18 protein-coding genes and 1 riboswitch are annotated in these 20,172 nt (G+C 69.2%); of the genes, 4 read left to right on the top strand and 14 right to left on the bottom strand.

Annotated elements, in window-relative coordinates; translation table 11 throughout:
- Window positions 1-14: 14 nt before the first annotated feature.
- Window positions 15-758, top strand: a complete 744-nt coding sequence (yaaA, locus tag C8K36_RS15065; protein WP_107985322.1) for a peroxide stress protein YaaA — start codon at window positions 15-17, stop codon at window positions 756-758.
- Here the strand turns inward: yaaA and C8K36_RS15060 are convergent.
- From C8K36_RS15060 to mqo, 8 genes are all read right to left on the bottom strand, one after another.
- Window positions 745-1,362, bottom strand: coding sequence for a DMT family transporter (locus tag C8K36_RS15060; RefSeq protein ID WP_181319587.1), 618 nt, complete (start codon window positions 1,360-1,362; stop codon window positions 745-747). The two genes, yaaA and C8K36_RS15060, sit on opposite strands and share 14 nt — an antisense overlap.
- Entirely contained in the window at window positions 1,346-2,752 is a 1,407-nt protein-coding gene (locus C8K36_RS15055) for an MFS transporter (protein WP_258195443.1), read from the bottom strand. The genes C8K36_RS15060 and C8K36_RS15055 overlap by 17 nt, the downstream gene beginning before the upstream one ends.
- 86 nt (window positions 2,753-2,838) lie before the next feature.
- Window positions 2,839-4,065 (bottom strand): uroporphyrinogen-III C-methyltransferase, encoded by a 1,227-nt coding sequence (cobA, locus tag C8K36_RS15050; protein WP_107985321.1) that lies wholly within the window; start codon window positions 4,063-4,065, stop codon window positions 2,839-2,841.
- Between the two features lie 45 nt (window positions 4,066-4,110).
- Window positions 4,111-4,473 carry a cobalamin biosynthesis protein gene (locus C8K36_RS15045; protein WP_107985320.1) on the bottom strand — a complete coding sequence of 121 codons (363 nt, stop codon included), beginning with the start codon at window positions 4,471-4,473 and terminating at the stop codon, window positions 4,111-4,113.
- The gene (locus tag C8K36_RS15040) at window positions 4,466-5,845 is read right to left on the bottom strand and encodes a cobyrinate a,c-diamide synthase (RefSeq protein WP_107985319.1); all 1,380 of its coding nucleotides are present in this window, start codon (window positions 5,843-5,845) and stop codon (window positions 4,466-4,468) included. Before C8K36_RS15040 ends, C8K36_RS15045 begins: the two co-directional genes overlap by 8 nt.
- Window positions 5,846-5,858: 13 nt before the next feature.
- Entirely contained in the window at window positions 5,859-6,473 is a 615-nt protein-coding gene (gene cobO / locus C8K36_RS15035; RefSeq protein WP_107985318.1) for a cob(I)yrinic acid a,c-diamide adenosyltransferase, read from the bottom strand.
- A gap of 42 nt (window positions 6,474-6,515) precedes the next feature.
- Window positions 6,516-8,447: a magnesium chelatase subunit D family protein gene (locus tag C8K36_RS15030; protein ID WP_107985317.1), complete on the bottom strand. Its 1,932-nt coding sequence runs from the start codon at window positions 8,445-8,447 to the stop codon at window positions 6,516-6,518.
- Window positions 8,448-8,469: 22 nt separating this feature from the next.
- Window positions 8,470-8,581, bottom strand: a riboswitch (cobalamin riboswitch).
- A gap of 96 nt (window positions 8,582-8,677) precedes the next feature.
- Entirely contained in the window at window positions 8,678-10,213 is a 1,536-nt protein-coding gene (gene mqo / locus C8K36_RS15025; protein WP_181319570.1) for a malate dehydrogenase (quinone), read from the bottom strand.
- Between the two features lie 190 nt (window positions 10,214-10,403).
- Between mqo and C8K36_RS15020 the strand changes: the two genes are divergently transcribed.
- From C8K36_RS15020 to C8K36_RS15010, 3 genes are all read left to right on the top strand, one after another.
- The gene (locus tag C8K36_RS15020; protein ID WP_181319569.1) at window positions 10,404-11,423 is read left to right on the top strand and encodes an alpha/beta hydrolase; all 1,020 of its coding nucleotides are present in this window, start codon (window positions 10,404-10,406) and stop codon (window positions 11,421-11,423) included.
- The gene (gene mtr, locus C8K36_RS15015; protein WP_107985314.1) at window positions 11,420-12,811 is read left to right on the top strand and encodes a mycothione reductase; all 1,392 of its coding nucleotides are present in this window, start codon (window positions 11,420-11,422) and stop codon (window positions 12,809-12,811) included. Before C8K36_RS15020 ends, mtr begins: the two co-directional genes overlap by 4 nt.
- An 86-nt stretch (window positions 12,812-12,897) precedes the next feature.
- Entirely contained in the window at window positions 12,898-14,130 is a 1,233-nt protein-coding gene (locus C8K36_RS15010; protein WP_107985516.1) for a lipase family protein, read from the top strand.
- Here C8K36_RS15010 and C8K36_RS15005 read toward each other — a convergent pair.
- From C8K36_RS15005 to C8K36_RS14980, 6 genes are all read right to left on the bottom strand, one after another.
- A complete protein-coding gene (locus tag C8K36_RS15005) occupies window positions 14,123-14,533 on the bottom strand; it encodes a hypothetical protein (protein ID WP_107985313.1) in 411 nt (136 codons plus the stop codon). The two genes, C8K36_RS15010 and C8K36_RS15005, sit on opposite strands and share 8 nt — an antisense overlap.
- 184 nt (window positions 14,534-14,717) lie before the next feature.
- Window positions 14,718-15,386 (bottom strand): methionine ABC transporter permease, encoded by a 669-nt coding sequence (locus tag C8K36_RS15000; protein WP_107985312.1) that lies wholly within the window; start codon window positions 15,384-15,386, stop codon window positions 14,718-14,720.
- Window positions 15,383-16,417, bottom strand: coding sequence for a methionine ABC transporter ATP-binding protein (locus C8K36_RS14995; RefSeq protein ID WP_107985311.1), 1,035 nt, complete (start codon window positions 16,415-16,417; stop codon window positions 15,383-15,385). Before C8K36_RS14995 ends, C8K36_RS15000 begins: the two co-directional genes overlap by 4 nt.
- Window positions 16,417-17,250, bottom strand: coding sequence for a MetQ/NlpA family ABC transporter substrate-binding protein (locus C8K36_RS14990; protein ID WP_107985310.1), 834 nt, complete (start codon window positions 17,248-17,250; stop codon window positions 16,417-16,419). The genes C8K36_RS14995 and C8K36_RS14990 overlap by 1 nt, the downstream gene beginning before the upstream one ends.
- A 30-nt stretch (window positions 17,251-17,280) precedes the next feature.
- Window positions 17,281-18,294, bottom strand: a complete 1,014-nt coding sequence (locus tag C8K36_RS14985) for an isopenicillin N synthase family dioxygenase (protein ID WP_107985309.1) — start codon at window positions 18,292-18,294, stop codon at window positions 17,281-17,283.
- A 346-nt stretch (window positions 18,295-18,640) separates the two neighbouring features.
- A complete protein-coding gene (locus tag C8K36_RS14980; RefSeq protein WP_107985308.1) occupies window positions 18,641-20,125 on the bottom strand; it encodes a SulP family inorganic anion transporter in 1,485 nt (494 codons plus the stop codon).
- Window positions 20,126-20,172: the final 47 nt, after the last annotated feature.

Raw genomic sequence — 20,172 nt, 5'->3', positions numbered from 1 at the left:
TACGGTTATCGATCGTGCTGGTGCTGCTTCCCCCTTCCGAGACCAAGTCCGACGGCGGCAAGGGTGCGCCGCTCGACCTGGGCGAGCTGTCGATGCCCCGACTGACCGAGACCCGCGAGATGCTCGTGGCGGCGCTCGTCGAGCTGGCGACCGATACCGAGGCGTCGAACCTCGCGCTTGGCCTCGGCCCCAAACAGGCCGACGAGATCGAACGCAACGCCAAGCTGTGGGTGTCTCCCACCCGCCCCGCGCTCGCGCGGTACACGGGCGTGCTGTTCGACGCCCTCGACGCCCCGTCGTTCACGAAGGTGCAGCGCGAGAAGGCATTCCGACGGATCGCGATCGGTTCGGCGCTGTTCGGCGCGGTGCGTGCCGGCGACCCCATCCCGGCGTACCGGCTGTCGGGGGGCTCGAAGCTGCCCGGCCTCGGGACGCTGCAGTCACTGTGGAAGCCGGAACTGTCGGACGCCCTGGCCGCGGAGGCCGATGGTGGCCTCGTCGTCGATCTGCGTTCGGGCACCTACCAGCAGTTGGGTCCGGTCCCCGGCGCGATGATCGCCACCGTCCTCACCGAGCAACCGGACGGCTCACGCAAGGTGGTCAGCCACTTCAACAAACACCACAAGGGCCTGCTCGCGCGGGCTCTCACCGTCACCCGGGCCGAGCCCACCGACATCAAGGGCGTCGCGCGCGTCGCGTCGAAGGCGGGTCTGCGGGTGGAACTGGCGTCGGATTCGGAACTGATCATCCTGACGTGACGGCGACGGCCGCGAGAGCTCGTTCCTGATCGGCGGCGCTGCGTGCGAGCGCAAGAACAGCGACGGCCGGTTCGGTCACCGTCGTCGCGGGCAACGACGCCTGCAGTTCCCCCGTCCGGAACGCCAGTTGCTGGATCGCGACGGCCGCCCCGAAAACTCCGACGAGGACGTACAGCTCCAGCGACGTGAGCAGCGGGACCGGCCCTCGAGCGATCAGGTGGACGACCGCCTTGGTGAGCACGGCGCCCACGCCGAACAGTGCGCCCCCGGCGAGTCCGAGTAGCAGCGCGCGCCGTGACGGCGACCCGCTGCGCGCACCGACCAGACACAAGACGAGCGCAGGCACACCGACCGCCACGACGAGCACCCAATGCCACGTCTCGGCCCGCGGGGCTCCGGCCCTGGGGTCGCCGACGACGACGAGCACCGCCACCGCGAGAGTCAAGACGGCCGCCCACCACCAGTCCGCCGGACGCACCGCCCGACCGGACAGGCGGGCGGTGAGCGGCAACGCGAACATCAGTGACAGCACGAGCAGCGGCTGCACCAGGAGCAACGAGCCGACTCCGAGCGCCGGCGCCTGTCGGCTACGCCTCCTGCGCAGCCTTCTCGGCGGCCTGTGCCTGAGCCACCTGCTCGGGGGTGAACCGGATGAACAGCGCGGCCAGGGCCGCGAGCGCGGCGAGGATCGCGCAGCCGAGCAGCGCGAACGTGTAGCCGCTGGAGAGGGCATCGAGCTGGGCGGGAGTCATTTCCGCCGCCGGTACACCGGACACCCCTCCGAGCGACAGGGTCTTCGACGTGGCCATCGCGCCGACGATCGCGAGACCGACCGGGCCGAACAGTGTCTGCGCCACCTGGGCGATGGCGGCGAGCGGCCCGATCTCGTGCGGCCCGACTCCGGCGATGGCGCACAGCGGCAGCGGCACCACGGCGAGCCCGACACCGAAGCCGACCCCGACGACAAGCATGAACAGGTTGCCGATGTAGGTGGCGGACGCGTCGAGCGTCGAGCCGTACATCAGCCCGACGAACGTGATGAGCGTGCCGGCCACGACGAGCCAGCGCGGCTGGACCTTCACCGCGACCTTGGATGCCACGAACGCGGCGGCGCCGAGCCCGAACGCGAACGGCACGAACGCCATGCCTGCCCGCAATGGCGTGTAGGCGAGGACGTCCTGCACGAACAACGCGACGAATGGGGCCAGCGAGAACATCACCATGCCGACGAGGGCCAGCGAGATGAACGTCGCGACCCGGCTGCGGTTGCGGAACAGCGAGAACGGCAGCAGCGGGTTCTCGGCGCGGCGCTCCACCGCGAGGAAGGCGCCGAGAAGGACGAGTCCACCGATCGCGCCGACGAGTACCGGTGCGCTGCCCCAGCCCATCTCAGGGCCCTCCGTGAACCCGAAGACGACACCGGTACAGCCGAGGGTCGCGAGAATCGCGCCCGGCACATCGAGTTTGAGGCGCTCGGCCCCGGTCTCGGCCAGTGCCCGGAACGCGAACACCAGGATCACCAGGCCGATCGGGACATTGATGAGGAAGATCCAACGCCACGACACCTCGGTGAGTGCGCCGCCGACGATCAGACCCAGCACCGAGCCGATACCGGTCATCGCCGCGAAGATCGCGATGGCCTGGTTGCGCACGGGTCCGGGCGCGAACGTCGTCGCGACGAGCGCCAGAGCGGTCGGCGACGCGATCGCGGCGCCGACGCCCTGCAGCGCGCGGGCCGCGATGAGCGTGGCCTCGTTGACCGCGAGCCCACACAGCAGCGACGTGATCGTGAAGAGTGCCACACCACTGATGAAGACCCGTTTGCGCCCGAAGGAGTCGCCGAGCCGCCCACCGAGCAGCATCAGGCCACCGAACGTGAGCGCATACGAGGTGATGACCCAGTTACGCCCGGAATCGCTGAGACCCAGGTCTTCCTGGATCTTGGCGAGCGCGAGCGAGGCGACGGTGCCGTCGAGCACCATCATCAGCTGCATTCCGCTGAGGACGACGATCGCGAGACCGAACGCGCGCGTGGTCACGGGGTACTTCACGACGATGGAGTCAGACACGAGAGTTCACGTTACCGAGCGTCGGCGGAAAATCCGGCCACAGTGCCGATGACCACGATCGCGGGCGGGCGGATGTTCTCCTCCCGGACGCGCGCCGCGACGGTCGCCAGGTCGGCTCGCAGCACTCGCTGCGTCCGCAGCGTGCCCTCCTGGATGACGGTCACCGGGGTGTCCGTGGGGCGCCCGCCCTCGGCGAGCACGGCGGCGAATTGCTCGATCCGCTCGACCGCCATGAGTAGCACGATCGTGCCGCGCAGCTTGGCGAGCGCCGACCAGTCGACGAGCGAGTCCGGGTGGTCGGGGGCAACGTGACCACTGACGACGACGAACTCATGCGTGACGCCGCGGTGAGTGACGGGGATCCCGGCGGCCGACGGCACGGAGATGGCGCTCGTGATGCCGGGGACGACGGTCACCGGGACACCGGCCGCCGCGCACGCCTCGAGTTCCTCGAAGCCGCGCCCGAACACGTAAGGATCGCCGCCCTTGAGACGGACCACGAACTTGCCGGCCTTCGCGTTGTCGATAAGCGCGGCGTTGATCGCTTCCTGCGCCATCGCGCGGCCGTACGGAATCTTGGCGGCGTCGATCACCTCCACGTGCGGACCGAGTTCGGCGAGCAGTTCCGGCGGGGCGAGGCGGTCGGCGACGACGACGTCCGCGCGCGCGAGGAGACGGCGGCCCCGGACGGTGATGAGGTCGGGGTCACCCGGCCCACCGCCGACGAGGGCGACACCGGGAGCGGGAGCCTCGTCGGTGTCGCTCACGGCGCCGGACTGCAGGGCCTCGAGCAACGCGGTGCGGACGGCGGCCGAGCGGCGGTGCGCGCCACCGGCCAGCACGCCGATGGACAGCCCGTCGAACATCCCGGTCGCCGGGGTGACCGCGGTGCCCTCCCGGGCGCTGTCGGCGCGGACACAGAAGATACGACTGCGCTCCGCCTCGGCGACGATCGCGGCGTTGGTGGCGCGCTCGTCGGTGCAGGCGATCGCGTACCAGGCGCCGTCCAGATCGCCGTCGCGGTAGTCGCGCAGTTCCAGCGTGATCTGCCCGGACGTCGCCATGCCCTCGACCGCGGGTGTCACCTCGCGGCTGATGAGGTGCACGCGGGCACCGGACGCGACCAGCAGGCCGAGTCGGCGCTGCGCGACGGTGCCGCCACCGACTACCACGACACGACGGTCCGTCAGGTTGAGTCCGACCAGGTAGCTGGTCTCGTCACCGGCGGAAGCAGACACTCGTCTCCCCGTTCTCCAGAATCATTCGGATGTCTTCTCGACAGATCACGAAACACTACGGCTGACCGCGACGGTCACGCCATTCGTCACGTGCTTCGTCACAATCAGCGGTCCGCCGTTCGCGGCCAGAATCGCGGCCGCCTCGGCGACGCTGGGCGTGCCGACGGAGTCCGCGACGTCGCCCACCGGGTTGGGAACGGGCACTGCTGCGAGCCGATCCGGCGCGTACCCGATCAGCCTCGCACCGAGAACCTCGGCCGCGTCCAGGAAGGGCTGCAGGGGGGCCTTCCGATCCAGGGTCGCCACGACGCCCACCTGCTCGTCGCCGCAGACGTCGAGGACGGCGGCGACGATGTCGGCCGCGCCCACCCTGCTGCCCGCGCCGATGCCTACACACAATTCACTCACGAGCTGCCTCCACGAATCGTCGGACGGCCTGCGGATTCCCGGCCGGATGGGTGTGCAGATACGAGGCATGGACGGCGCCCGCCGCGCCGGCGACGAACCCCTCCCGGGTGGCCCCGGCGTCCCAGGCCCGCCAGCCCCACGCCGGATCGGCACCGTCCACAGCGCCGACGTCGAGTGCGGTGCGATGGAACTCGTGACCCGTGACGCGGGTGCCGGCGTCGAAGAGCACCGAGTCCGACACCGCGACGGCCTCCCGGTAGCCGAGGGTCAGACGTTTCCCGAAGCGCGCGTCGACGTCGATCACGCCGGCCATCGGGTGGCCGTCGAGGGTGCGGGTGAGGTACAGCAGTCCCGCGCACTCGGCATGGATCGGCGCACCGTCGGCAGCCAGCTGCCGAACCTGCTGCAGCAGAGCCGTGTTCGACGCCAGCGCCACCGCATGCTCCTCGGGGAAGCCGCCGGGCAGCACCAGTCCGGCCGTCCCTGCGGGAAGCTCGTCGTGCAGCGGGTCGAAGGTGACGACGTCGGCGCCCGCGGCCTCGAGCAGTTCGCGGTGCTCGGCGTACCCGAAGGTGAACGCGACACCACCGGCGAGCGCGATCACCGGTCGCGGACCGGACGTGACCGGCCCGACCTCCGCCGCCGGATCCCACGGGACGGCGTCGACGGACGAGCGCGCGAGAGCTCGGATCGCTGGCAGATCCAGGTGTGCTGCAGCGAGTTCCGTCATCGCGGCGACGGCGTCGATGGCGGCGCGGCCGTGCTCGACAGCGGGGACAAGCCCCAGGTGCCGCGACGGCACCTCGAGTTCGGCCAGGCGTGGCACCGAACCGAGCACCGGCAGACCCACTCGCTCGCACGCCTGCCGCAGCACTTGCTCGTGGCGCGGGCTGCCCACCCGATTGAGAATGACGCCGCCGATGCGGACCGCCGAATCGTACGTCGAGAAGCCGTGCAGCACAGCGGCCAGGCTCTGACTGTGGCCGCGGGCATCGACGACGAGCACGACCGGCGCCCCGAGAGCCGCTGCCACCTGGGCGGTCGACCCCTCGGCGGACGGCTCCGACGATCCCGGGTCGATCTTGCCGTCGAACAGCCCCATCACGCCCTCGACGACCGCGATGTCGCAGTCGTCGCTGCCGTGCCGGAACAACGGGCCGATCCGGTCGGCGCCCACGAGCACGGAGTCGAGATTGCGGCCGGGTCGGCCGGCGGCGAGTGCGTGGTAGCCGGGGTCGATGTAGTCGGGTCCGACCTTGAACGGCGCCACCCGGTCTCCCGCGGCGCGCAGCGCGCCCACGAGTCCCGTCGCGACGGTCGTCTTGCCACTGCCCGAGGCCGGGGCCGCGATGACGACGGCGGGGGTACTCAACGAATCACCGTCGTCACCACTCGATGCCGCGCTGGCCCTTACGACCGGCGTCCATCGGGTGCTTGATCTTGGCCATCTCCGTCACCAGGTCGGCGGCATCGACGAGCGCCTGCGGCGCGTCCCGTCCGGTGATGACGACGTGCTGGTTGCCCGGCCTGTTGCGCAGGACCTCGACCACCTCGTCGGTGTCCACCCAGCCCCACTTGAGCGGGTAGGTGAACTCGTCGAGCACGTAGAAGCGGTGCGTCTCGGCCTCGAGTCGGCGGGCGATCTCACGCCAGCCCTCGAGGGCCGCGGCGGCGTGGTCCTCTTCACTCCCCTGCTTACGGGTCCACGACCAGCCCTCGCCCATCTTGTGCCAGCTCACGGCGCCGCCGACGCCACTGCTCTGGTGCAGGTCGCCGAGCGTGCGGAACGCGGCCTCCTCGCCGACCTTCCACTTCGCGCTCTTCACGAACTGGAAGACACCGATGTCGAAGCCCTGGTTCCAGGCACGCAGAGCCATGCCGAACGCCGCCGTCGACTTGCCCTTGCCGGGCCCGGTGTGGACGGCGAGGACCGGCAGGTTGCGGCGCTGGCGGGTGGTGAGCCCGTCGGCGGGCACGTTCTCGGGTACGCCCTGAGGCATGTTCAGTCCCTTTCTCGGGCTTACCTATTCAGTTCACAGAGGTCAGGCGGCAGCGCGAACGACACCGGCCACCTGCTGCGCCGACAGCTCGGCCAGGCGCACACAGCCGCCACGCAGGGCCCGCGCCAGTTCGGCGGCCAGACCGAGTCGGACCATCCCGGTCTCGCAGTCGACGACGATCGAGGCCACACCGGTGTCCGCGAGCATGCCCGCGGCCCGCTTGGCACGGCGCACCGCGTCCGCCCCGCCGGTCGCGCGGCCGTCGGTGAGCGAGACGACCAGCGCCCGGCGCCGCGGATCACGCACCCGCTCACGCAGGACGACGTCCCGCGCCCGCAGGAACCCCTCGGCGAGCGGGGTGCGTCCACCGGTCTTCATCGCCCGCAGACGCCGCACCGCGACATCGACGGACGACGTGGGCGGCAGCACCAGTTCGGCGTCCTTGCCGCGGACGGTGATCACGGCAACCTTGTCTCGGCGCTGGTAGGCGTCGCGCAGCAACGACACGACGGCGCCGGTCACCGCCGACAGTCGGTCCCGCGCGGCCATCGAACCGGACGCGTCCACGACGAACAGCACCAGATTGCCCTCGCGACCCTCCCGGATCGCACCACGAATGTCACTGGGCCCCAGCCGCATCGGACCGGCGACACGCCCGCGGGCGGTCTGGTGTTCGGCGGCCGCGAACAGCGTGTTCACCAGATGCAGGCCGGTTCCGCGTTCGGTCGTGGAACGCACGGTGCGGCCACGGGTCGAGCGGGAACGGGAACGCCGGCCGGGCGCTCCGTCGCCCACGCCGGGAATCTCGAGCAGGCGGGCCCGGAACTGCGGTCCCGGAGATCCGGCCGAACGCTCGGAACCGGAACTCGCACCGGGCGCGGACGAATCCGGTTCGGGCGATTCGCTTTTCGAGGTCTCGTTCGCAGACTCGGGGCTCTCGCCGGCCTCGGGACTCTCTCCACTGCCGGGGCCGTCGGGGTCCGGATCCGGCTCGGGCTCCTCGTGCGCGCGGGCGTCGGCGTCGGCCTTGTCCATCGCGTCGTCGAGCTGCTCGGGGTCGAGGCCGGGCTCGTCGAACGGGTCACGCCGACGACGGTGCGGCAGAGTCAGTTCCGCCGCGACCCGCACGTCCCCCTCGGTGACGGTGTCGGCGCCTCGCCATGCGGCGTGCGCGGTCGCCGTGCGGGCGAGCACGAGGTCGGCGCGCATGCCCTCGACGTCGAACGAGGCGCACACCGACGCGATGCGGCGTAATTCGGTGTCGGACAGCTCGACGGCGTCCACGACGGCGCGGGCGTCGGCGATTCGACGCGCCAGGTCGGCGTCCTCCTCGGCGTAACGAGCCGCGAAGGTATCCGGGTCGCGCTCGTAATCGAGACGTCGGCGCACGACCTGCATGCGCACGTCCACGTCTCGGGACGCGGCCACGTCGACGGCCAAGCCGAACCGGTCGAGCAGCTGCGGGCGCAGCTCGCCTTCCTCCGGGTTCATGGTGCCGACCAGCACGAACTTGGCGGGGTGCGAGTGTGAGACACCGTCGCGCTCGACGTGCACGCGGCCCATTGCCGCGGCGTCGAGCAGCACGTCGACCAGATGGTCGTGCAGGAGGTTGACCTCGTCGACGTACAGCACGCCCTGATGCGCGTCGGCGAGGAGCCCGGGCTGGAACGCCCGCTCTCCGTCGCGGAGCACCTTCTCGAGATCGATGGATCCGACGACGCGATCCTCGGTGGCCCCCACCGGCAGCTCCACGAGTCGGGCGCGGCGGCCCTCACCCACCTCGGGTAGAAGTGCAGTGAGCGCACGGACGACGGTGGACTTGGCGGTGCCCTTCTCGCCGCGCACCAGAACACCACCGATGCCGGGGTGGACGGCGCAGAGAATCAGCGCCAGCCGCAGGCGGTCCTGCCCCACGATTGCACTGAACGGGTAACCGGCGGTATCGCTACCTGCGTGGTCGTGACTGTGACGCAACGATCGAATCCCTTCACTCCTCGGTTTCCTCGCCGAGAGCTTGGCCTTGCGAAACGTTGCGGCATTCTGGCTCCGGGTGTACGACGTGCACCCTCACAGTGGCGGGACCGCGCCTGCTTCTCACAGGACTTCCCCGCAGCGTTTCTCTGCTGCAGCACCCTACCGTGCCGCCCACAGCACAGCGCCGCGGCCCGGAGTCGATGCTCCGGGCCGCGGCGCTGTGCTGAATGTCAGACGGTGGCGGACTCGACGACCGGCGCCGCATGCGCGGGCACCGACGCAGGAACCTCACCGAGCTCGAGCGAGCGGGTGCTCCAGTCCCAGACCTGCTGGAACAGGTCGGGGTTGTCGGACAGCTTCAGGCCGAGCGACGGGACCATCTGCTGCAGCTTGGGCGTCCACGTCTGGAACTCGCGCGGGAAGCAGCGCTGCAGGACGTCGAGCATCGCGGGCACGGCGGTCGACGCGCCCGGGGAGGCGCCGAGCAGGCCGGCGATGGTGCCGTCCTCCGCGTTGACGACCGCGGTGCCGAACTCGAGGACGCCGCCGTTGCCCTTCTTGCGGATGACCTGCACGCGCTGACCGGCGGTGATCAGCTCCCAGTCGCCACCGGTGGCGCGCGGCACGAACTCACGCAGCGTGCCGATGCGGTCGGCGGGCGACTGCATCAGTTCACCGATGAGGTACTTGGTCAGGCCCAGCTCCGTCAGGCCGACGCCGAGCATCGACGTCAGGTTGTTGGGCTTGACCGAGCCGGGCAGGTCGGTAACCTTGCCGTTCTTGAGGAACTTGGGCGACCAGCCGGCGTAGGGGCCGAAGAGCAGTCCCTGCCGGCCGTTGATGACGCGGGTATCGAGGTGCGGCACCGACATGGGAGGCGCACCGACGGCGGCCTTGCCGTACACCTTGGCGCGGTGCTGGGCGATGAGCTCAGGGTTGGTGCAGCGCAGGAACTGGCCGCTGACGGGGAAACCGCCGAAGCCCTTGGCCTCCTTGATGCCCGACTTCTGCAGCAGGTGCAGGGCACCGCCGCCGGCACCGACGAACACGAACTTGGCGTTGACGGTCTTCTTGGCGCCGGTGCGCAGGTTCTCGACCTTGACCAGCCAGCTGCCGTCGGACTGCTTGGTGAGGTTGCGGACCTCGTGACCGAAGAACACCTGGCCGCCGGACCCACCGACGTAACCCAGGAGCTGCTTGGTGAGCGCTCCGAAGTCGACGTCCGTGCCGGACTCGGTCCAGTTGAGGGCGACCGGGTCGGAGTAGTCGCGGCCCTTCGCCATGAGGGGCAGACGCTCGGCGAAGAAGTCCTCCGACTCCGAGTACTCCATGCCGGCGAACAGCGGGTGAGCGGCAAGCGCCTCGTAGCGAGCACGCAGGTACTTCACGTTGTCGGCACCGTGCACGAAGCTCACGTGCGGAATCGGGTTGATGAACTCCTTGGGATCGGTGAGGATCCCATTGTCGACGCCGTACGCCCAGAACTGGCGCGAGACCTGGAACTGCTCGTTGACGTTGACGGCTTTGCTGATGTCGACGCCGTCACCCTTGGCCGGGGTGTAGTTGAGCTCACACAGGGCGGAGTGGCCGGTACCCGCGTTGTTCCACGGGTCACTGCTCTCGGCCGCGGCGGCGTCGAGTCGCTCGAAGGTGGTGATCGACCAGTCGGGCTGCAGCTGACGCAGAATCGCGCCGAGCGTTGCGCTCATGATGCCCGCACCCACGAGCACTACATCGGTCTTCGCCACTACGTTCTGCTCTGACACTGGAGAATCGACTTCCTTGTCTGTTCACACGGTCTGTTCACACGCGACCTGTTTCGCACGCATCGCCCGCTCGGAGACATCGCGTGGACAGACCGCTTTTCGCGCGCCTGTGGCGCTTAGGTTACCTGTGCGTCACCTTCCCCAATTGTGCCCCTCGCAAACGACTTCGTTCGCCCAATAGAGTGTGATCGTGACTACTTGGGCTCCCGACGTCCTGGGCGACGGATACCAGCAGCTGACAATCCCTTTGGGTACCGACCCCGACGGGGAGGGGGAGGTCGCGGCCACGCTGGTCCGCTATCAGCCCTCGCCGACGCCGGAGCCCCGGGCCGTGTTGTACGTCCACGGGTTCACCGACTACTTCTTCCAGCAGCACCTGGCTGAACATTTCGCCGAGCAGGGCTACTCCTTTTTCGCCCTCGACCTGCGCAAATGCGGGCGCTCCCGGCGGCCGGGGCAGACCCCGCACTTCGTAACGGACCTGACGCTCTACGACGCCGAACTGGACGAGGCGCTGCGCTTGGTCCGCGAGCAGGTCGGCGGAGGTGAGGTGCTCCTCGTCGCCCACTCGACCGGGGGTCTCATCCTGCCGCTGTGGCTCGACCGTCTCGAGCGCAAGCCGGGCGGGTCCGCGGGCGCTGGTGTGTCGGGCCTCATCCTGAACAGTCCGTGGTTCGACCTGCAGGGCCCGGCGCTCCTACGCGCCGCCGGCACGTCGGCCGCGATCGACGCGCTGGGCCGAGTGTCGAGCAAGACCACGATTCCCGGGCAGAAGCTCGACACCTACGGCTCGAGCCTGCACGTCGGATCGAACGGTGAGTGGGAGTACGACCTCGAGTGGAAGCCGCTGACCGGGTTCCCGATCCGATTCGGGTGGCTCCGCGCGATCCGCCGAGGGCACGCCGATCTGCACCACGGTCTCGACATCGGGGTGCCGTCGCTGATCCTGCGATCCAAGCGGACGGTCTTCGCATCGCGCTACAACCCCACCGTCGACGCCGCCGACGCCGTCCTCGACGTCGACCAGATCGCGCGGTGGGCAGGCTGCCTGGGTAACCGCACCACGATCGTGCCGATCGAGGGCGCCCGCCATGACGTGTTCCTGTCCACCGCGAAGCCGCTCGCGGAGGCTTTCCACGAGGTCGATCTGTGGCTGGCCTGGCTCGACGCGCACCATCTAGACGACCGACAGACTGGAGCACCCGCGTGAAGCATTTCGACATCGCGATCATCGGTACCGGATCGGGCAACTCGATCCTCGACAACCGCTACGACGGCAAGAAGGTCGCGATCCTCGAGGAGGGCACCTTCGGCGGCACCTGCCTCAACGTGGGCTGCATCCCCACCAAGATGTACGTGTACGCCGCCGAGGTGGCGCGGACCATCACCGAGTCGTCGAAGCTTGGTATCGATGCGACGCTCGACGACGTGCGCTGGCCCGACATCGTCAAGCGCGTGTTCGGCCGGATCGATCCCATCTCGGCGGGCGGCGAACGCTACCGCACCCACGACTGCGCGAACGTGACGGTGTTCCGCGGCCACGCCCGCTTCGTCGGCCCGCGCACCATCGACACCGGGACCGGCGAGGTGATCACCGCCGATCAGGTCGTGATCGCCGCCGGTTCGCGGCCGATCGTCCCGAACGAGATCCTCGAGAGCGGCGTCCGCTTTCACACCAACGACGACATCATGCGACTGCCGGCGCTGCCCGAGCGCCTCGTCATTCTCGGATCCGGTTTCATCGCAGCGGAATTCGCGCACGTGTTCTCGGCGCTCGGCGTGCAGGTGTCGATCATCGGCCGCAGCGACCGACTGCTGCGCCACCTCGACCGGGACGTGTCGGACTGGTTCACCGAACTCGCGCAGCGCAAGTGGGACGTGCACCTGGGCAATCCGATGATCGCGGTCCGCGCGTCCGGCAACGGGATCGAGATCGAACTGTCCGACGGCACCGTCGTCGCCGGCGACGAGTTGCTGGTCGCGGTCGGCCGCACCCCCAACGGCGATCGGCTCGACGCGGCGCTCGGTGGCGTCGCGGTCGACGAGTCCGCCCGCGTGATCGTCGACGAGTACCAGCGCACCACCGCCGAGGGGGTGTTCGCGCTCGGAGACGTCTCGTCGCCGTACCAGCTCAAGCACGTCGCCAACCACGAGATGCGCGTGGTCCAGCACAACCTGCTCCACGATGCTTGGAACGACACTGCAGTCGACTCGAACTCACGTTTGCGTCGCACCGATCACCGGTTCGTGCCCGCCGCAGTGTTCACCGATCCACAGATCGCGGATGTCGGGATGACCGAGGAGCAGGCCCGCGAGGCCGGCCTCGACATCACCGTCAAGGTCCAGAACTACGGCGACGTCGCATACGGCTGGGCCATGGAGGACGACGAGGGCTTCTGCAAGGTAATCGCCGAGCGCGGCACCGGACGACTCCTCGGCGCCCACGTCATCGGCGCCCAGGCGCCCACCGTGATCCAGCCGTTGATCCAGGCGATGAGCTTCGGGCTGTGCGCCGACGACATGGCCACCGGGCAGTACTGGATCCACCCGGCACTGCCCGAGGTGGTCGAGAACGCGCTGCTCGGTCTGGAGATCTGAGCCGAATCGGTCGTGCCCGTCCAGGGGACGTCGGGTTCTCCGAACCGCCTCGACGCTCGTTGGCACTGAGCTAGATTCGGCGAATGATGGGTTCCCGGACGGGCCGCCGTATCGTCACCGCGCTCGCTGTCGCGCTGGTCGCGAGCGCGCCGCAGGTCCTCACGCCCGCAGCGTCGGCCGTCCCGGTCGTCACTCGTGCTGTCGGCGAACCCGGGGTCGTCCTCGAGTCCACCCCGCTGCCCCGGTCGCACTGGCTGCCGGGCACCGGCGCCGCGTACCGGATCACCTACCTGACGACGGGCCCGCGCGGAGTAACACCCTGTACCGGAATGGTGTTCGTCCCGGACGGCACTCCCCCGCCGGGGGGCTGGCCGGTCATCGCCTGGGCGCATGGGACCATCGGCAACTCCGACGCGGATGCCCCGTCGCGCAACGGGGTCGACTCCGGCAGCAGCCGATATGTGACGAACTGGCTGGCCCGCGGTTACGCCGTCGCCGCGACCGACTACATCGGACTGGGCACTCCTGGTGTCCCGCCCTACCTGCACGGCGAATCCGCCGCGCACAGTGTCATCGATTCGGTGCGGGCGGCCCGTGGCGTCGACGACCGACTCTCGTCGCGATGGGCGGCCGTCGGGCTCTCCGAGGGCGGGCAGGCGGCGGTGTTCACTGCGCGCGCCGCGACCGAGTATGCGCCCGAACTGGATTACCGCGGTGCGGTCGCCGCCGGCGTACCGTCGAACATCGAGACATTCGCCCCACTGGCCGGCCCGGAGTTCCCACCGCAAGGTCTCGCCGGGCTGACCAACTTCATGACCTTCGTGATCGCCGGACTCCGCGACGTTCATCCCGAGGTCGACGTCAACAGCTTCCTGACGCCGATCGGACGCACGCTGGTCGACGCGGCCCCGGAGCTGCCCTATGCGGAGTTCGCCCGGCTTGCATCGGATGTCTCCGTGGCCCAGATGCTTTCGCGCTCGCTCGACGTACCGGCACTGATGGCGGCGTTACGGGACTACCTGTGGGTGCCGATCACCGGGTACGACCGGCCGCTGATGATCGCGCAAGGGGCTCGGGACATGACCGTGCCGCTTCCGTTGACGCTCATACTCATCGCGGACATGAATCTTGCCGGCACCCAGCCCGACTTCAGAATCTATCCGGCCGATCACATCGGAAGCTTGTACGCCAACGAGGCGGACGCGGTCACGTTCATCACCAAGGTGTTCGCGTGTGAGAACGAATCGGACGACCCCGAGTGCGCACCCGCCTCCGGCAACGGATCCCTCGGCTCCTTCAGCTCGCTCGGGTCTAACTGAGCGCGTCGAGCCTGTCGGGCAGCCAGGAGTGCCACAACGCCAGAGCCACTGCCGGCACCGCAGCGGGAACGAAGTAGACGAACACGCTCAGCGGTGCGGACGCGAACAACGTGCCGAACGAACCCACGACGAGCGTGCCTGCGATCAGCCCCGCGAGCAGGCGCTCCGGGAACGCCGCGGGGAGCAGGCAGAGTAGCGCCGGGATCGCCAGCACGGCGACGATCGCCGGCCCGTAGGTCCGCGCGACCGACTCGTCGCATTCCTCGCCGGGCATGATTCCCGCGTCCGGATATCCCAGTTCACATTCGGTGATCTGCATCATCGAGCCGGTCGCAGCCAGCACCGCCAGGCCGGCGCACATCCACGCCAGCAGAAACCACCCCGCCCGAATCGCATTCAGCATGCGCCCGCCTCCCCTCGTCGCGGACGACGGTACGAGGCGCCAACGGGATCGGCCGTCGCGACACTCCGCACTACGCCGATGCCGATGCCGATGCCGATGCCGAGACGGCGTAGCAGTCATTCCCGATCCTGAAGGATTCCTGTCGCCTGGCGAGAGGAATCCTTCAGGATCGGAGTCCGTGGTTCTACTTGCGGTGCTTCAACGCCCGGACGACGCCGTCGCCGATGGACTGCAGGATCTGCACGAGAACGATCAGCACGACGACCGCGACCAACAGCACCGGCGTGTTGAACCGCTGGTAGCCGTAGACGATCGCGAAGTCACCCAGCCCGCCGCCACCGATGACACCGGCCATCGCGGAGTAGCCCACGAGCAATACCACGGTCAGTGTCGCGCCGGCGATCAGAGCCGAAACCGACTCCGGCAGGAGCACTTTCCGCACGATCTGACCGTTGCTCGCGCCCATCGCCTGGGCGGCCTCGACGCGGCCGACGGGCACCTCGCGCAGCGCCGACTCGACGACGCGCGCGTAGAACGGGATCGCGCCGATCGTCAGCGGGACGATCGCGGCCGTCGGGCCGATCGCGGTGCCGACGATCAGCCGGGTCGTGCTGATCAGCGCAATCATCAGGATGAGGAACGGCAGCGAACGGAACACGTTGACGATCGCACCGAGCACCGCGTTGACGGCGCGCTGCGGCCACAACCCGCTCGGCGAGGTCACGTGCAGGATCACGCCGAGCAGCACACCGCCGACCACGGTGAGCACGAAGGAGATTCCCACCATGTAGAGGGTCTCCCGCGTCGCCTCCCACACCTCGGGAAGGGAGTCCTGCCAGGACAGCTTGTTCATGCGGTTACCCCTTGCGCCAATGCGCCGGTCGTTTCCTGCCCCGCGCCCCAGGCGAGGGTGGTGCCGGGCTGGGCGGCCACGAAGGCGTCGACGTCGGCCCGGTTCACGTCGGGCCCGAACCGCAACCGCAGCCGTCCGACGGTGACGCCGGCGACCTGTTCGACGCTGCCGCCGACCACCGAGATGTCGACGTCGAGCTTGCGGACGAGCTGCGCGAGCCACGGCCCGTGCGCCTCGTCGCCGATCGTGGTGACGAGCGCGGTGTCGGCGCCGTCCCCCGCGGACGGATCTTCTCCGACGGGGACGATCGCCGATCCCAGCACCGAGTCGGGCGTGCCGACCAGATCGAGGATCCGTCCGGTCTCGGCGATGCGGCCGTCCTCGAGCCGAGCCGCGGACGTGCAGATGCGGCGCAGCACACCCAGCTCGTGGGTGATGAGAATGACGGTGACGCCGATCGAGCGGTTGAGCTCGGCCAGCAGGTCGAGCACCTGTCCGGTGGTGTCGGGGTCGAGGGCGCTGGTCGCCTCGTCACACAGCAGCACGTCCGGATCGGATGCCAGCGCGCGGGCGATGCCGACACGCTGCTGCTGCCCGCCGGACAGCTGCGACGGGAACGCCTTTTCCTTGCCGCCGAGTCCGACGAGCTCGATCAGCTCGTCGGCACGGGCGCGGCGCTGCTTACGGTTCATCCCGGCAAGCTCGAGCGGGAACTCGACGTTGGCCCGGACGGTTCGCGAGTGCAGCAGGTTGAACTGCTGGAACACGGTGCCGATGCGGCGCCGCGCCTGACGCAGTCCGGCACCCGACAGCTGCGACAGGTCGTCGCCGCGGAGGACGATGCGTCCACTGGTGGGCTGCTCGAGCAGGTTCAGGCACCGCAGCAGCGTCGACTTGCCCGCGCCCGACGGCCCGACGATGCCGAAGATCTCGCCCTCGGCGATCTGCAGATCGACGCCGCGCAGGGCCGCGACCTCCCCCGCTCCGCCGGCGGCGGGGAAGGTCTTGACCAGATTCTCGACGGTGATCATCAGCCGGCCGGGTGGACCGGGACGACGGAACCGGAGTAGTTCTCCTGGATCCAGGTTGCGGTTGCCGGGGACTCGAGCGCCTCCGCGAGCGCCTTCACGCCGGGATCGTTCTCGTCGGCGGTGCGGACCACGAGCAGGTTCGCGAACGGGTTGTTCTCGACCTTCTCCGACAGCAGCGCGTCCTCGGACGGCACCAGCCCGGCCTCGATCGCGTAGTTGGAGTTGATGACCGCGGCGGTGATCTGCGGGTCGCCGAGGTTGCGGGCGAGCTGCGAGCGCTCGATCTCGACGAACTTCAGGTTCTTGGGGTTGACCTTGATGTTCTTCTGCGTGACGACCGACAGGTCGGCGTCGGCGAACGGCTTGTCCATCTGGATCAGTCCGGCCGACTCGAGCAGGTAGAGGCCACGCGCGAAGTTGGTGGTGTCCTTGGGCAGCGCGATGGTCGAGCCGTCGGTGAGTTGATCGACGGCGGTGATCTTCTCCGAGTACAGGCCCATCGGCTCGAGATGCACGCCGGCGACGGAGACGAGGTCGCTCACGCCCTTCTGCTTCTGCCAGTCCGCGAGGTACGGGGCGTGCTGGAAGTAGTTGGCCTGCACGTCGCCGGCAACGAGCAGCTCGTTGGGGTCGATCTCGCCGGTGACCGGCTTGATGTCGAGCTTGACGTCACCGAGGACGCCGGAGTCGGCGATGTGCTCGAGGATCTCGACGTGCGGGGTGCTGGATGCGGAGATCACCAGGGTCTCCCCGTCATTACCCGACGAGCAGGCGGCCAGGCCCGCGGTGAGCAGGGCAGCAGCGGAGAGAACAGCGGTGCGGCGCAAGAACATTGAGAGATGCCTTTCGGTGTGTGGAGACAGTCAGCCGCGCAGGGCGGGCAGGTCGAGCAGATCGCGGTGGTACCGCTCGGTGACGTTGGGGTGCGCGCGCAGGCGCGACTTGAGGGCGTTGAGGCCGTAGCGGGCGTGCAGGGTGCCGCCGTGCTGGTCCGGTCCGACCCCGGCCGCCTCGGCCGCGAGCTCGGGTGACAGCGGGATGGTCGGCAACGCCCGGTCGTAGCCGGGGTTGAGGAAGAACGGCAACGAGACCCTGTCCTTGCCGGCCGGCGGCGGCAGCACGCGGTGCACGGTGGCCTTGAGATATCCGCCGGTGGCGACCTCGAGCAGCTCACCGATGTTGACCAGCAGATGGCCACGGATCGGGGCTACGTCCAGCCAGGCAGTCCCGCCTCCCCGGCTGCCTGTTTCCACCTGGAAACCGGTGCTGCCGGGCTCCGGGTAGAGCAGTGTCAACGCACCGACATCCTTGTGGCTGCCCACGCCCTGGCCGGTGACGGAGCCGTCGTGGCCCGGGTAGCGCGCGATCTTGAGCAGTGGGTCCGGGTCGGCGAAGGCGGTGTCGAAGAAGTCGGCCGGCGCACCGAGCGACTGCGCCCACCCACGGATCAGTCGCAGCCCGGCATCCTGCGCCTGGCTCGACCACCCGAGCGCGAGGTCGCGCAGACCGGGGACGGCGGTGGGCCAGAGGTTGGGGCCGTGCAGCACGTCCCACGGGCGGGCCGGGTCGATCGGGTCGACGGCGTCGCGCTCGGGTCCGATGTCGAGCTGCTCCCGCCAGTCGATGTAGCCCTGGGTGCGCTCGCCGCCGACGCGGGTGTAGCCCCGAAAGTGCGGCGAGTTGCCGTTCTCGATCTCGAGCTTGGCGGCCTCGGGCAGCGCGAAGAACGTCCGCGCCGCGGCGATCAGCTCGTCGGTGAGCTGCTGGTCGATGCCGTGACCGGTCAGGTAGAAGAAGCCGATCTCGTGCGTGACCTGGCGGAGGGCGTCGACGTCGAGGTTCTCCAGATCGATGATCGGGAGAGTCTGTGCGGTCATGCTACGGGTCCTTTCCCCACGGGCACCTGCGATGGACTAGCGCTGCGACGAGTGGGTGCCCGTTGGGAGGGACAATGCGCGGGGAGGCGGGACGGTACGGAATGTGCCGTCGCGCAGGATGTCTCGTCTCAGCGCTGACGCATGCAACAACAACCACGCATGAGCGTGGTGGCGACGGTTGCTGCAGGGCCGCGCATCGGAGACCTTCCCGGACGAGTTCGTGTGACGGTCCGACATCGGACACACCAATGCTTGGAGGCTAACGCGATGCCCGCGACGAGTTCAAATCGAACGTATACGCACGGCGACGAACGGCGACATCTGTGAGACGAGCGGTCGGTGTCGCTCAGCCGAGTCGGCCCGACAGCTTCTCGATCCGAGCCAGACTCGCACCGTCGAGGCCGACGATGCGCACACGCTTTCCGCGGGCCGCGTACTTGCCCTGCACTGCGTCGAGGGTCGCGACGGTGGACGCGTCCCACACGTCGGCGCCGGACAGATCGATCACCACCGAGTCCGGATCGTCGCTGTAGTCGAACCGGTGCACCAGGTCGTTGCTCGACGCCCAGAACAGCTGGCCGGACACCCGGTAGATCCGCTCGCCGGCCTCGTCGACGATGTCGACCCCGGCCAGGTGGGCCACGCGCCGCGCGAAGGCGATCATCGCGGTCAGCACACCACCGATGACGCCGACGGCCAGGTTGTGGGTGGCGAGGGTGCCGACGACCGTGACCACCATGACGAGGGTTTCGCTGCGCGGCATCAGCCGCAGGGTGCGGGGCGCGATACTGCGCCAGTCGAAGGTCGTCACCGCGATCACCAGCATCACCGCGACCAGCGCGGCCATCGGGATGGAGCCGACGACGTCGCCGACCGTCACACACAGCACCAGCAGGAACGCGCCGGCGAGGAACGTCGAGACCCGGGTGCGGGCCCGCCCCTCCTTCACGTTGATCATGGTCTGGCCGATCATCGCGCAACCACCCATACCGCCGAACGCCGCGCCCGCCATGTTCGCGACGCCCTGACCCCAGGACTCGCGGGTCTTGTCGGACGGGGTGTCGGTGATGTCGTCGACGAGCTTTGCGGTGAGCAGCGATTCGAGAAGCCCCACCAGTGCCAGGCCCAGCGCGAACGGCGCGACGATCGTCAGCGTCTCCCACGTGAGCGGGACGTCCGGGATCATCCATGTCGGCAGACCGGACGGCAGCTCACCCTGGTCGGCGACGTCGGGAACGTCGAGCCCGAACAGCGCGACCACGCCGGTCAGGACGACGATCGCGATCAGCGGCGCGGGGACTGCCTTCGTCAGCTTGGGCACGACCACGATCATCGCGAGACCGGCCACGACCAGCGGGTACACAAGCCACGGGACGTCGAACAGGTGCCGCATCTGGGCACTGAAGATGAGGATCGCGAGGGCATTGACGAACCCGATCATGACCGACCGCGGAATGAACCGGACGAGCCGAGCCAGGCCCCCGACCGCGAAGAGGATCTGCAGCGCACCGGCCAGCCACACCGCGGCGATCAGGTAGTCGATGCCGTGCGATGCAACGAGTGGCGCGATCACCAGGGCAGTTGCTCCCGCCGCCGCCGACACCATCGCCGGACGGCCGCCGACGAACGCGATCGTCATCGCCATGATGCACGAGGTATACAGCGCCACTTTGGGATCGACGCCCGCGATGACCGCGAACGAGATCACCTCGGGAATGAGCGCGAGTGCGGTGACGAGACCGGCGAGGGCCTCGGTCGTCAGTCGGCGGGGAGAACGCAGCGCGGCGCGGACGGACGTGGTGTCGGCCGGGGTGGAGAGGGTGTCGTGCACCGGGTGAGTCTAGGGACCGCCCGTCCCCGAGATGTAATCGTCCGGGC

It is taken from the genome of Rhodococcus sp. OK519, from assembly GCF_003051005.1.
GTDB lineage: Bacteria > Actinomycetota > Actinomycetes > Mycobacteriales > Mycobacteriaceae > Prescottella.
Note: the sequence above shows the minus strand (reverse complement) of the source record. Positions and strands in the feature narration are given on the sequence as shown.